At 67.8% G+C, this 12,782-nt stretch carries 10 protein-coding genes and 1 tRNA gene; 7 read left to right on the forward strand and 4 right to left on the reverse strand.

Annotated elements, in window-relative coordinates:
* Window positions 1-131: 131 nt before the first annotated feature.
* Genes G3N92_RS22815 through G3N92_RS22840 form a run of 6 tightly spaced genes read left to right on the forward strand, consistent with a single transcriptional unit; the run spans window position 132 to window position 5,549 of the window.
* Window positions 132-485 carry a FliM/FliN family flagellar motor switch protein gene (locus G3N92_RS22815; protein ID WP_206129850.1) on the forward strand — a complete coding sequence of 118 codons (354 nt, stop codon included), beginning with the start codon at window positions 132-134 and terminating at the stop codon, window positions 483-485.
* Entirely contained in the window at window positions 482-1,249 is a 768-nt protein-coding gene (gene fliP / locus G3N92_RS22820) for a flagellar type III secretion system pore protein FliP (protein WP_206129851.1), read from the forward strand. The genes G3N92_RS22815 and fliP overlap by 4 nt, the downstream gene beginning before the upstream one ends.
* Entirely contained in the window at window positions 1,249-1,521 is a 273-nt protein-coding gene (locus G3N92_RS22825; protein WP_206129852.1) for a flagellar biosynthetic protein FliQ, read from the forward strand. The genes fliP and G3N92_RS22825 overlap by 1 nt, the downstream gene beginning before the upstream one ends.
* 1 nt (window position 1,522) lies before the next feature.
* Window positions 1,523-2,311 carry a flagellar biosynthetic protein FliR gene (gene fliR, locus G3N92_RS22830; RefSeq protein WP_206129853.1) on the forward strand — a complete coding sequence of 263 codons (789 nt, stop codon included), beginning with the start codon at window positions 1,523-1,525 and terminating at the stop codon, window positions 2,309-2,311.
* Window positions 2,308-3,447: a flagellar type III secretion system protein FlhB gene (locus G3N92_RS22835; protein WP_206129854.1), complete on the forward strand. Its 1,140-nt coding sequence runs from the start codon at window positions 2,308-2,310 to the stop codon at window positions 3,445-3,447. Before fliR ends, G3N92_RS22835 begins: the two co-directional genes overlap by 4 nt.
* Complete coding sequence (locus tag G3N92_RS22840) at window positions 3,444-5,549, forward strand: flagellar biosynthesis protein FlhA (protein ID WP_339385796.1); 2,106 nt, start codon at window positions 3,444-3,446, stop codon at window positions 5,547-5,549. The genes G3N92_RS22835 and G3N92_RS22840 overlap by 4 nt, the downstream gene beginning before the upstream one ends.
* A gap of 31 nt (window positions 5,550-5,580) precedes the next feature.
* Here G3N92_RS22840 and G3N92_RS22845 read toward each other — a convergent pair whose 3' ends face one another.
* The gene (locus G3N92_RS22845) at window positions 5,581-7,866 is read right to left on the reverse strand and encodes an ATP-binding protein (RefSeq protein WP_206129855.1); all 2,286 of its coding nucleotides are present in this window, start codon (window positions 7,864-7,866) and stop codon (window positions 5,581-5,583) included.
* Window positions 7,867-8,251: 385 nt separating this feature from the next.
* Here G3N92_RS22845 and G3N92_RS22850 point away from each other — a divergent pair, with 385 nt between their 5' ends.
* Entirely contained in the window at window positions 8,252-8,947 is a 696-nt protein-coding gene (locus G3N92_RS22850; protein WP_206129856.1) for a response regulator transcription factor, read from the forward strand.
* A gap of 100 nt (window positions 8,948-9,047) precedes the next feature.
* Here G3N92_RS22850 and G3N92_RS22855 read toward each other — a convergent pair.
* From G3N92_RS22855 to G3N92_RS22865, 3 genes are all read right to left on the reverse strand, one after another.
* Window positions 9,048-9,124, reverse strand: a tRNA-Met gene (locus tag G3N92_RS22855).
* A 121-nt stretch (window positions 9,125-9,245) separates the two neighbouring features.
* The gene (locus G3N92_RS22860; RefSeq protein ID WP_206129857.1) at window positions 9,246-10,904 is read right to left on the reverse strand and encodes an MFS transporter; all 1,659 of its coding nucleotides are present in this window, start codon (window positions 10,902-10,904) and stop codon (window positions 9,246-9,248) included.
* 221 nt (window positions 10,905-11,125) lie between these two features.
* Window positions 11,126-12,775 carry a sensor histidine kinase gene (locus tag G3N92_RS22865; protein WP_206129859.1) on the reverse strand — a complete coding sequence of 550 codons (1,650 nt, stop codon included), beginning with the start codon at window positions 12,773-12,775 and terminating at the stop codon, window positions 11,126-11,128.
* Between the last annotated feature and the right edge of the window lie 7 nt (window positions 12,776-12,782).

Consider the following 12,782-nt stretch of genomic DNA (forward strand, 5'->3'; position numbering starts at 1 on the left):
CCGACGTGATGCCGGTGCGTCTGCCCGACACCGCCGACGTGCTGGTGGAAGGCGTGTGCCTGTACCGGGCCGTCGTCGCGGAGCACGGCGGCACGCTCTGTCTCACCGCATTTGAAGAAGTGGAGTAATCGATGAACACGAACCCTGAACTCGATGTCGATGCGATGCTGGCCGATTTCGGCGAGCCCCTTGGCGGCGCGTCGGTCGACGCCGCGCCCGGGCTTGCGCCGCGCCGCGCGTCGTCCGGCCTGCTGCGCAAGATCTCCGTGCGCTTGACGCTGGAGGTCGGCGGCGCGACGCTGCCGTTGTCCGAACTCGCCGCGCTCGGCGCCGGCTCGGTCGTCGAGCTCGACCGGCTGGCCGGCGAGCCGCTCGTGATGAAGGTCAACGGCGAGGCGATCGGCACCGCCGAGGTTGTCGTGTCCGGCGAGCACTATGGCCTGCGGATCGTCGCGCTCGACGATCTGACGGCGCTCGTGCGATGAACGACGCGCGATTCCGCGGCGGCTGGCGGCAGCGCTCGCGCGCGGCCTGCGTCGCGCTCGCGTTGTTCGCGCTCGCGCCGCCTGCCTGGGCGGATGCGCTGACGCTCGTGAGCGGCGCCGCCAATGGCCAGCCGTTCACGGTGAAGACGCAGATCCTCGTGCTGATGACGCTGCTCGGCCTGCTGCCGGCGCTGCTGATGACGATGACGAGCTTCCTGCGCTACGTGATCGTGCTGTCGCTGCTGCGGCAGGCGCTCGGGTTACAGCAGGGCCTGCCCGCACGGATCGTGACGGGCGTCGCACTGGTGCTGACGATGCTGACGATGCGCCCTGTCGGCGAGGCGATCTGGAAGGATGCATTCGTGCCGTACGACCAGGATCGCATGTCGTTGCAGCAGGCGCTGCACGCGGCCGAACGGCCGCTGTCGCGCTTCATGCTCGCGCAGACGAGCAAGGCGTCGCTCGCGCAGATGGCGACGCTCTCGGGCTCCGCCAGCGTCGCGAAGGCCGAGCAGCAGCCGTTCGTCGTGAAGCTGTCCGCGTTCATGCTGAGCGAGCTCAAGACGGCTTTCCAGATCGGCGCGATGCTGTTCATCCCGTTCCTCGTGATCGACATCATCGTCGCGTCGGTGCTGATGGCGATGGGGATGATGATGCTGTCGCCGCTCGTGATCTCGCTGCCGCTGAAGCTGCTGCTGTTCGTGCTGGTCGACGGCTGGTCGCTGACCGTGACGACGTTGATCACCAGCGTGAGGAGCGTCTGATGCTGACGCCCGACATCGCGGCGGATCTGGCCGCCGATGCGCTGCGGCTCGTGCTCGTGGTGCTGCTCGTGCTGATCGTGCCGGGGTTGATCACCGGCATTCTCGTCGCGCTGTTCCAGGCCGCGACGCAGATCAACGAGCAGACCATGAGCTTCCTGCCGCGTCTCGTCGTCACGCTGATCGCGCTCGCGCTGGCCGGCCCGTGGGTGGCGGATCGCGTGATGCATTACACGGTGGCGATTTTCCAGCGCGCGGCGCAGCTCGCGGGCTGAGATGGAGATCGTCCTCGAGAGGCTGCTGCCGTTCGGCGTCGCGCTGCTCTGGCCGTTCTGCCGGATCTTCGCGGCGTTCGCGACCGCGCCGGTGCTGGGCGAGGCGATGGTGCCGATGCGCGCCCGCGCGCTCGCCGCGCTGCTGCTCGCGTTGGTCGTGCAGCCCGCGCTGCCGCCGATGCCGGCGGTCGATCCGTTTTCGTTTTCCGGCATCGGCATCGTCGCCGAACAGATCCTGATCGGCGGCCTGCTCGGCTTCGTGCTGCATCTCGTGCTCGCGGCGATGCTGATGTTCGGCACGCTGCTGTCGTCGCAGATGGGGCTGTCGATGGCCGCGATCAACGATCCGGTGAGCGGCCATGCATCGGACGTGCTGTCGAGCGTGATGATGATCGTGTTCATGCTGTTGTTCTTTTCCATGGACGGGCATCTGGTGCTCGTGCAGGTGCTCGCGCGCAGCTTCGCCGCCTGGCCGGTGGGGGCGTTCGCGTTCGATACGGACGCGCTCATGCAACTCGTGTTCGCCATCGGCTGGATGTTCTCCGCCGCGCTGGCGCTGGCGTTGCCGGTGGTGTTCGCGACGCTCGTCGTACAGGTCGGGCTCGGGTTGCTCAATCGCGCGGCGCCGTCGCTGAATCTGTTCTCGCTCGGCTTCTCGGTCACGACGATGTTCGGGCTGCTGCTCGTCACGTTGCTGATGCCGTCGCTGCCCGATCACTACGGCCGGATGATCGCCCACGCGCTCGATCTGGTCGACCGGCTCGCGCCGGCCGCCGGAGCCGCGCGATGAGCGCGCAGCCGGGCACCGGCGACAAGACCGAGAAGGCCACCCCGCGCAAGCTTCGGAAAGCGAGGCAGCAGGGGCAGGCGGTGCGCTCGCGCGATCTCGCGACGGCGATCGGCGTGCTCGTATCGATGAAGCTGATGATCGCGCTGCTGCCGGGCTGGGTAGGCGATCTGCGCGGGCTGTTCGCGCTGTCGATGGCCGATCTGTCGGGCCCCGACGCGCTGCCCGATGCGGCCTCGATGCTGTTCCCCGCCACGTTGCTGCTGATCGGCAAGATGCTCGCGCCGCTGGCGGCGGTGCCGGTCTGCATCGTGCTCGGCTCGCTGTTTCCCGGCGGCTGGATGCTCAGCGCGAAGAACGTGATGCCGAAGGCGAGCCGGCTGAGCCCGGCGGCCAATCTGAAGCGGCTCGTGTCCGGCCGCCATTACGTGCAGGTCGCCACGACGCTCGTGAAGGCCGCCGCGCTGATCGCTGCGCTCGTGCTCGTATGCCGCGCGAATCTCGATCGCTTCGTGCACCTGCGGGCCGCGCCGCTCGCCGACCTGCTGTCGAACGGCGCCACGATGTTCGTCGATTCGACGCTCACGTTGTGCGCGGTGCTGGCCGCTTTCGCGCTGATCGACGCGCCGCTGCAGCGCATGCTGTTCCTGCGCGGCCAGCGCATGAGCAAGCGCGACATCAAGGACGAGATCAAGCAGACGGATGGCAAGCCCGAGGTGAAGAGCCGCATCCGTCAGTTGCAGCGCCAAATGGCGCGGCAGGGCATTCGCAAGACGGTGCCCGGCGCCGACGTGGTGATCGTCAACCCGACGCACTACGCGGTCGCGCTGAAGTACGACGAAGCGCGCGCGCAGGCGCCGTTCGTCGTCGCGAAAGGCGTGGACGAGGCGGCGCTGTTCATCCGCGAGATCGCCAACCAGGCGGGGATCGAGGTGCTGGCGCTGCCGCCGCTCGCCCGCGCGATCTATCACACCAGCCAGGTCAACCAGCAGATTCCGGCGGCGCTGTATCGCGCCGTTGCGCAGGTGCTGACCTACGTATTGCAGATCCAGGCGTTCCGCCGCGGCGCACGCGCATCGCGGCCCGCGCTGCCGGCCGGCCTCGACATTCCCGAGCCTCTGACGGAGATTCCATCGTGACGACTTCCCCCGCGCGGCTGCGCGCGAACCTGAAACGGCTGCGAGTGGCCGCGCCGCTGGCGCTGCTGGTGCTGCTCGTGATGATCATCCTGCCGCTGCCGCCGGTGGTGCTGGACATGCTGTTCACGTTCAACATCGTGCTGTCGATCGTCGTGATCATGGTGGCCGTCACGGTCAAGCGGCCGCTCGATTTCTCGGCGTTTCCCACCGTGATCCTCGCCGCCACGCTGATGCGCCTCACGCTGAACGTCGCCTCCACGCGCGTCGTGCTGCTCCGCGGGCACACCGGCACGCACGCGGCCGGGCAGGTGGTCGAGGCGTTCGGCAACGTGGTGATCGGCGGCAATTTCGTGGTCGGGCTGGTGGTGTTCGTGATCCTGATGATCATCAACTTCGTGGTGGTCACGAAGGGCGCCGAGCGGATCTCGGAAGTGTCCGCGCGCTTCACGCTCGATGCGCTGCCGGGCAAGCAGATGGCGATCGATGCAGACCTGAACGCCGGCGTGATCACGCAGGAGCAGGCGCAGGTGCGCCGCCGCGATGTCGCATCGGAAGCCGATTTCTACGGCGCGATGGACGGCGCATCGAAGTTCGTGCGCGGCGACGCGATCGCCGGCATTCTCGTACTGGCGATCAACCTGATCGGCGGCCTTGCGATCGGCGTGATGATGCATGACCTGTCGATGGCCGATGCGCTGCGTCAATACGGATTGCTGACGATCGGCGACGGCCTTGTCGCGCAGATTCCCGGACTGCTGCTGTCGGCCGCGGCGGCGGTGATCGTCACGCGGATCAGCGATGCCCGCGATTTCCAGGAGCAGGTCGCGCAGCAGTTGCTCGCGTCGCCGGTGGTGCTGTACAGCGCCGCCGGGCTGATGGCGATGCTCGCGTTGATCCCCGGCATGCCGACCTTCACGTTCCTGTTGTTCGCGGCGATCCTCGGTTTTGCCGGTTGGCGGATGGCGAAGCGGCCGTCGGCCGCCGCGGCCGAGCAGATCCGCGAGGCGAACGAATCGGTGGGGGCCGCGCTGCTCGCGCCGCCGTCGGAGTCGCTCGACTGGCGCAGCCTGCCGTATGTGGAGCCGCTGTCGGTGTCGCTCGGCTACAAGCTCGTCGAGATGGTCGACGAGAGCCGCGGGGCGCCGCTCGTGAAGCGGATCCGCGGCACGCGGCGCAGCCTGTCCGAGGCGCTCGGCTTCCTGGTGCCGCCGATCGGCACGCGCGACGATCTCGGCTTGCAGCCGTCCCAATACGCGATCGTGGTGAACGGCACCGCCGTGGCACGCGCGCAGATCCACGCGGATCGGTTGATGGCCATTCCGTCGCCGGCTGTCTACGGCGAACTCGACGGCATTCCGGGCGTCGATCCCGCTTACGACATGCTCGTCACCTGGATCGAGCCCACGCAGAAGGCGCACGCGCTCGGCCTGGGCTATCAGGTCGTCGACGGCGCGACCGTCGTCGCGACCCACGTCGCGAAGGTGGTGCGCGATGCGCTGCCCGAGCTGTTCAGCTTCGACAACGTGACCGCGCTGCTGGAGCGGCTGTCGGCGATTGCGCCCGTGGTGAGCGATGCGCTCGGCAAGAGCCTCACGCACGGGCAGTTGCGCCGCGTGTTTCGCCTGCTGCTGGCGGAGAGCGTGTCGCTGAAGGACATCGAGACGATCGCCGCGACGCTCGTCGAGGCGGCGGAGAGCACGAAGGATCCGATCCTGCTCGCGGCGGAGGTGCGCTGCGCGCTGCGCCGCCAGATCGTGGCGGACCTGACCGGCGCGCAGGCCGAGATTCGCGGCTTCAGCCTGACGGGCGAGCTGGAGGGGCTGCTGCTCGGCTCGCTGGCCCGTGCGGAACAGGCGGGCGGCCGGCTGGCGCTCGACGATTTCGCCGTGGATCCGAACGTGCTCACGCAATTGCAGACGGCGATGCCGGGCGTGCGCGATCGGCTGAAGCAGGCGGGCGCGACGCCGGTGCTGCTGGCGATTCCGCGCCTGCGGCCGATTCTGGTGCGTTATGCGCGCTTGTTTGCGCCGGGGCTCGCGGTGCTGTCGTACAACGAGGTGCCGGAGGGGAAGGAGGTCAGCATCGTCGGCACGCTCGGATGAGCGATGCCGCACGTTCATGCGCCGCGCCCGGTCATTCTTCGGCGATATCGATCGCGATGCGTTTCAGCCGGACCGTGAACCGGCTGCCGGCGCCGGGCGTGGATTGCACGTCGATCGTGCCGCCGTGCCGTTCGATCACGGCCTTCACGAACGGCAGCCCGAGCCCCACGCCCTGGCTCGCGTCCTTCGCGTCGTTGCCGACCTGGAAGAACGGTTCGAACAGACGCTGCAGTGCGGTGTGCTCGATGCCGACGCCGTGATCCTCGATGCGTACCGCCGCGTTGTCGTTGTCCGCGTCGATCCAGACGTCCACCGACGTGCCCGGCGCGGAATACTTGATCGCGTTGTCGAGGAGGTTCACCAGCGCGCGCAGCAGCATGTCCGAATTGCCGAGCACGAACACGTCCGGCCCGTCGTGATGCGGCCCGTTCAGCACCATGCGTTTCGCGGTTGCGGCGTGCCAAACCTGATCGACCGCTTCCGCCGCCAGATCGTTCAGCGACAGCGGCGCACCCGCTTTCGGGTCGAGGTGCTCGGCGCGCGAAAGCTGCATGAAATCCTGCGACACCCGCAGGCTGTAGTTCACCAGCCGCTGCAGATCCGCCAGGAACGCGGGATCGGCCGCCGAAGCCGCGTGACCGTGCGCCTCGACGAGCGCGAGGATCGACGAGAGCGGATTGCGCAGGTCGTGCGCCATGTGGCGCAGCGTCTGCCGATCGCTTGTCACGGCTTCCTTCAGCGCGTGCACGTCGACGAAACAGATCATGCTTGCGGTGCCCGCCGCGTCGTCGAACGGCGTGACCATCATCAGGTGGTGACGCTGCTCGAGCGTCATTTCGACGGAGCGGATCTTGCCCGTTGCGTGGGCCTGCACGATTTCGTCGCGCGCCAGCGCGAGGATGGCGGCGTCGCGCGCGGCGCCGTCGGGCCGAGGATCGAGCGCCGCCAGCATCGTCGTGCCGCGTTCGTTGCGCAGGATCAGCCGGCCGTCGCGTTCGAGGAAAACGGGGTAGGGCAGGCTCTGGATCACGTCGACGTAGGTGGTCTGCCACGCGCGGATCTGGCGGATCGCGTGCTGGATGGTGGGCGTGCCGGCGGCGGGTTGCCCGACCAGCGGCGAGCCCGCGGAACGTTCGCTCAGCGAATGGAATTCGCCGAGCAGGAAGCCGCGGATGCGGTTTACGCGCCGCCAGCCGTACACCGCGAAAATGATCGCACAAACCTGCACCGTCGGCCCGATCGGAACCCAGTAGTGCCGATAGAGCAGCAGCAGCGTCGTGATGCCGACGTAGAGCGCGATCCATGCCAGTGCGCAGCCGTACATGCGCCAGCTCGGCACGAACAGGCAGATCGCCAGCATGCCCAGCGCCGTTGCGAGACAGATGACGAGCTGCACGGCCTGCGGCGTGCGCTTGAGCACCTGGCCGTCGAGCAGGGCTTCCGCCACCAGCGCGTCGATCTGCACGCGCCGCAACGGCCTGCTCATCGACGACAGATTGAAGTCGCCCGACATATCCGCCGTGATGTCGCCGACGAAGACGATCCTGCCTGCGAGTTCGGACGGGCTTACGCGCCCTTTCAGGACATCCACGTACGAGTACTGATCGAGATCGAAGCGCGGCGGGAACGCGAGCGCGAGGCTGTCCGGCACGATCCGGCCCATGGTCGAGACATGATCCTGCAGATACGGATGCAGATCGCCGACCGCGGGCGGCAGGCCGGCGACGCGCAGCGCCTCGAGCACCACGTGCGTGCGGGGCTCGCCGTGCGGGCCGTCCGGGATGAACGGCACGATGCCGTACACCTGGTGATCCGCGCCGATCACGAAGCTGCGCGGCCCGGTGGCGGCGGCGGCGCTGGCGAGCGCGGGTGCGGGCGGTAGCTGGCTGCCCGGCCCGTGACGCATGTCCGAAGCCGCCAGGGTCGGCAACACCACGCGGCCCTGCTTGCGCATCGCCCGCGCAAGCACCGCGTCGTCGGGCCGGCTGTCCGACAGCATGAAATCGACCACCACCGCCGAGGCCGACGACAGCCGGTCGAGCAATTGCGCATGCACCGTGCGCGAGAAGCTCGGGCCGGGGCCGAGTTCGGCCAGCGTGCGCTGGTCGACCGCGACGACCGCGATTTCGCGGTGGAGGCGGTCGCGCGTTCGCTTCGCGACCAGGTCGTCAAGCAGCCGGTCGATCGGCGCGAATATCGATTCCGCTGTCGGCGTGGCCGCGAGTGCGGCAAGCACCAGCATGCTCGCGGCGAGCAGGCTGCTGCGCCAGTGCCTGATCGGCGCGGCGTTGCGGAGATGCGTGAGCCATCGGGGCATGGTGGAAGACGGTGGGATGGAGGCGATCGGGTGATCCGGCATGCCCCGCTGCGCGACGCGCGCGGGGCGCGTCGCGCAGCGCAGAGGGCCTGCCGATCATAGATCAGGCGTGACGCGATCCGCCATGAGGGAATGACGTTTTCCGGCTTGCGATTTATCCGATTCGAGATGCTCTTATCGCAAGTCGGCTTCGTTTGATGCGTTGGCGGCGGATCGCGTTGACAGTCTTTCGATGGGGGCGGAGCGGATGGCGCGTATTGAGACTTTGTTGAGGAAGGTAGGGATGCTGAGGATTTGATGAATAATGTCCGGTCGCGGAAACGCGCGGTGGTCCACGGCCCGGCGGCTTCGCCGCGCCGATCGCACAATCAACCACGGATGAATCATGATCGTCGGAATACTCGAGGACGTCGTCGCGCAGGCGAACACGGTTGCCGGCTGGCTGGAAAAGGCGGGCTACGAGACGCTCGTGCGTCATGACGGCGACAGCTTCATCGAGGCCGTTCAGTCGCAGCGGGTCGATGTGCTGCTGCTCGACTGGGACGTGCCCGGCAAATCCGGCATCGAGGTGATGCGCTGGCTGCGCGAGACGTTCGCGGATGCGCATCCGGTCATCATGATGACGCAGCACGACGGCGAGAACGATATCGTGTTCGGGCTGAACAGCGGCGCCGACGATTACCTCGTCAAGCCGTTGCGCGAGCGCGAGCTGCTGGCGCGGCTCGGTGCGCAGGTGCGCAAGTATTACCCCGAACGGCAGGCGCCGAAGGTGATCAGCCTCGGCCGGGTCGTGCTGGATGTGGGTGCGCGCACCGTGTCGGTGGGCGATCGGCCGGTGGAACTGTCGCAACGCGAATTCGACCTGGCGACGCTGCTGTTCGAGAACGTCGGGCGGATCGTGTCGAAGGACGTGATGAGCAAGCGGATCTGGGGCGCGGTCGATCGCAAGTACGACGCGACGCTCGCGACCTATGTGAGCAAGCTGCGGACGAACCTGGGGCTGAGGCCGAAGAACGGCGTCGTGATCTCGACGGTGTACAACTTCGGATACCGGCTGGAGCGGAGCGGGGCGGAGGCGTAGCCGCCGCCGGGTGCTGTGGCGGCTGCATTTGCCGCCCTGGCTGGCCCGACTGCGCAAAAGGAAAAGCCCGCAACGCTTTCGCGTTGCGGGCTTTTGAATATGGTGGCGAATCAGGGATTCGAACCCCGGACCTGCGGATTATGATTCCGTCGCTCTAACCGACTGAGCTAATTCGCCAACAGAAGATAGATTATGCAGAAGGGCCCGAAGCCTGTCAATACCTTTCGAGGAAAATTTTCATCGAGCCTCGAACCGCCCCTGCCTGCCACGACCTCCGCCGCCCGAATCGTCTCTGGATTCAGTCCTGCGCGTAGATATTCGAGCCCTTCGTCTCCTTGACGAACAGCAAGCCGATCACGAACGTGACAAGTGCGATCACGATCGGATACCAGAGCCCCGAATAGATGTTGCCCTTCGCCGCCACGATCGCGAACGCGGTGGCCGGCAGGAAGCCGCCGAACCAGCCGTTGCCGATGTGATACGGCAGCGACATCGAGGTGTAGCGGATGCGCGTCGGGAACATCTCCACCAGCATTGCCGCGATCGGCCCGTACACCATCGTCACGAAGATCACGAGGATCGTCAGCACCGCGATCGACATCGGCCAGTTGATCTGCGACGGATCGGCCTTGGCCGGGTAACCCGCGCCCTTCAGCGTGGCCGCCAGCGTCTTGTCGAACGCGCTGCCCTTGGCCTTGGCGTCGCCGGCCTTGCCGTCGTAGGTGTCCACCGCCGTGTCGCCCACCTTGATCTGCGCGAGCGTGCCGGCCGGCGCCGCCACGTTCTCGTAGTTCAGGCCGGCCTTGGCGAGCGCCGCCTTGGCGATGTCGCACGAGGACGTGAATTTCGCCGTGCCGACCGGGTTGAACTGGAACGAGCACTCGTCGGGGTTGGCGATCACCGTGATCGGCGCCTTCTGCGTGGCGGCTTCCATCGCCGGGTTCGCGTAGTGCGTCAGCGCCTTGAACAGCGGGAAGTAGGTCAGCGCCGCGATCAGGCAGCCGGCCAGGATGATCGGCTTGCGGCCGATCCGGTCCGACAGCGAGCCGAAGAACAGGAAGAACGGCGTGCCGATCAGCAGCGCGGCGGCGATCAGGATGTTGGCGGTGGTGCCGTCGACCTTCAGCGTCTGCGTCAGGAAGAACAGCGCATAGAACTGCCCCGTGTACCAGACCACGGCCTGGCCGGCGGTCAGCCCGACCAGCGCGAGGATCACGATCTTCAGGTTCTTCCACTGGCCGAACGCTTCCGTGAGCGGCGCCTTCGAGGTCTTGCCTTCGGCCTTGATGCGCAGGAACACCGGCGATTCGTTCAACTGCATGCGGATCCACACCGACACGGCCAGCAACAGGATCGACGCGACGAACGGCACGCGCCAGCCCCAGGCGCCGAAGGTTTCCTCGCCCACCGCGGCGCGCACGCCGACGATCACGAGCAGCGACAGGAACAGGCCGAGCGTGGCGGTGGTCTGGATCCAGGCCGTGTAGAAGCCGCGCCGGTTCGACGGCGCGTGTTCGGCCACGTAGGTGGCCGCGCCACCGTATTCGCCGCCGAGCGCGAGGCCCTGCAGCAGCCGCATCGCGATGAAGATCACCGGCGCGGCGATGCCGATCGTCGCGTAGCCGGGCAGGAAGCCCACCACGAACGTCGACACGCCCATGATCACGATCGTGACGAGGAACGTGTACTTGCGGCCGACCATGTCGCCGAGCCGCCCGAACACGATCGCGCCGAACGGACGCACCGCGAAACCGGCGGCGAAACCGAGCAGCGTGAAGATGAACGCTGCGGTCGGATTGACGCCCGAGAAGAAGCTCTTGCTGATATAGGCCGCGAGCGAGCCGGCCAGATAAAAGTCGTACCACTCGAACACGGTGCCGAGCGAGGACGCGAAGATCACGCGTTTCTCGTCGCTCGTCATCGGCGAATGCGCGATGTGCCCGCCTACTGTCGCCATGAGTCGTCTCCAGTTCTTGATATCGGTGTCAGTTCGCCATCCTGACGAACTTGCGACGATTATTGGCGGGCAAACTTACGGTGTTCTGACTGGAAAGCCGATCAGGGTTTGTCGGGAGGGTTGAGCGCGAGTGCGGCGATTTTGCGCGCAATGTCGGTTATCGCGATTCGATGTCCGCGCATCTCGCTGAATGGCCCGCGGCGGTGCCGTGCGGCTCAGGGTTATTCCGGGGCCGCCTGGCGCAGCGCGAAGCTGACGCGCACCAGCGTGCCGGCCAGGCGCGGGGCGACCTGATAGACATGATCGTCGATCGCGATCTCGCCGCCGTGCTGCGTGACGATCTCGCGCACGATCGCGAGGCCCAGCCCGCTGCCCTCGCCGTCGCGGCCGAGGATCCGGTAGAAGCGCTCGAGCACGCGGCCGCGTTCGTGCGCGGGAATGCCGGGGCCGGTGTCCTCCACCTCGATATGCACGACGCCGGTGGCGGGGCGGTGATGGGCGTCGTCGCCGGCCAGCGACGCGGCCGGATCGACGGCGACGCGCACGGTGATCCGGCCGCCTTCCGGCGTGTAGCGGATCGCGTTGTCGATCAGGTTGCCGAGCATCTCGCGCAGCATCACGGGGTTGCCGTCGATGCGCGCCGCCGGGGTGGCGGGCGCGCGCCGGGCATGCGGTTCGCCGAGCGGCTCGCCGTGGCCGGCGTCGTCCGGCGTATCGTCCGGCCCTTCGTAGCCGAGATCCATGCGCTTCGCGAACGCGGCCTGCACCCAGTCGCGCACGGTCACGCGCGCGAGCGCCTGCAGATCGACCGGCTCGAACGTCAGTCCGCTCGCGCGGTTCTCGGCGCGCGCCAGCGCCAGCAGTTGCGTGACCAGCCGCGCGGCCTGCTCGGAGCTGGCGGCGATCTGTTCGAGCGAGCGCCCGACCTCGGCCGACACGTCGTGGCGCAGCGCGAACTCGGCCTGGGTGCGCAGCCCGGCCAGCGGCGTCTTCATCTGATGGGCGGCGTCGGCGATGAAGCGCTTCTGCAGCGCGATGTTCTGTTCGAGCCGGCCGAGCAGATCGTTGAACGAGGTGACGAGCGGCTCGATCTCGGGCGGCGCGCGTTGCGCGTCGACGGGCGAGAGATCGTCGGGGCGGCGGTTGCGGATGTTGGCCTGCAGCGAGGTCAGCGGCGCGAGGCCGCGCGACAGCCCGAACCACACCAGCACGATCGCCAGCGGCAGGATCACGAACTGCGGCAGGATCACGCCCTTGATGATGTCGTTGGCGAGCGCGTTGCGCTTGTCGAGCGTCTCGCCCACCTGTACCAGCACCGGCTGCGCGCCGCTCGCGCCGGGCAGCGCGACGGTGGTGTAGGCCACGCGCACGTCGTTGCCGCGCAGCAGATCGTTGCGGAACAGCACGAGGCCGGGCGGCGGGCGGTCGTCGTCGCGCGGCAGCGGCAGGTCGGCTTCGCCGGCCACCAGCTCGCCGCGCGTGCCGAGCACCTGGAAATAGACGCTGTCGACGTTGTCCGTGCGCAGCAGGTCGAGCGTGGCCTTGGGCAGCACCAGCTCGGCCACGCCGTTGACGGGCGTGATCTGCCGCGCGAGCACGTAGGCGTCGGTTTCGAGCGCGCGGTCGAACGGGCCGTCGGCGATGGTTTTCGCCACCAGATAGGTGACGGCGATGCTCATCGGCCACAGCAGCAGCAGCGGCGCGAGCATCCAGTCGAGGATTTCGCCGAATAGCGAGCGGGGGCGGCCGGTATCGGCGGATTCGCCCTCGTCGGGCGGCGCGAACGGGTTCTCGTAGCGCGCGTCGCGTTCGGCGTCGTGCGGATCCTGCGTCCTGCGCCGGGCGCGCGGCGGGCGGAACGGCGTGGCCATCGCGGGG

Origin of the sequence: Burkholderia sp. Ac-20379 (genome assembly GCF_017104645.1) — a bacterium.
Classification (GTDB): domain Bacteria; phylum Pseudomonadota; class Gammaproteobacteria; order Burkholderiales; family Burkholderiaceae; genus Burkholderia.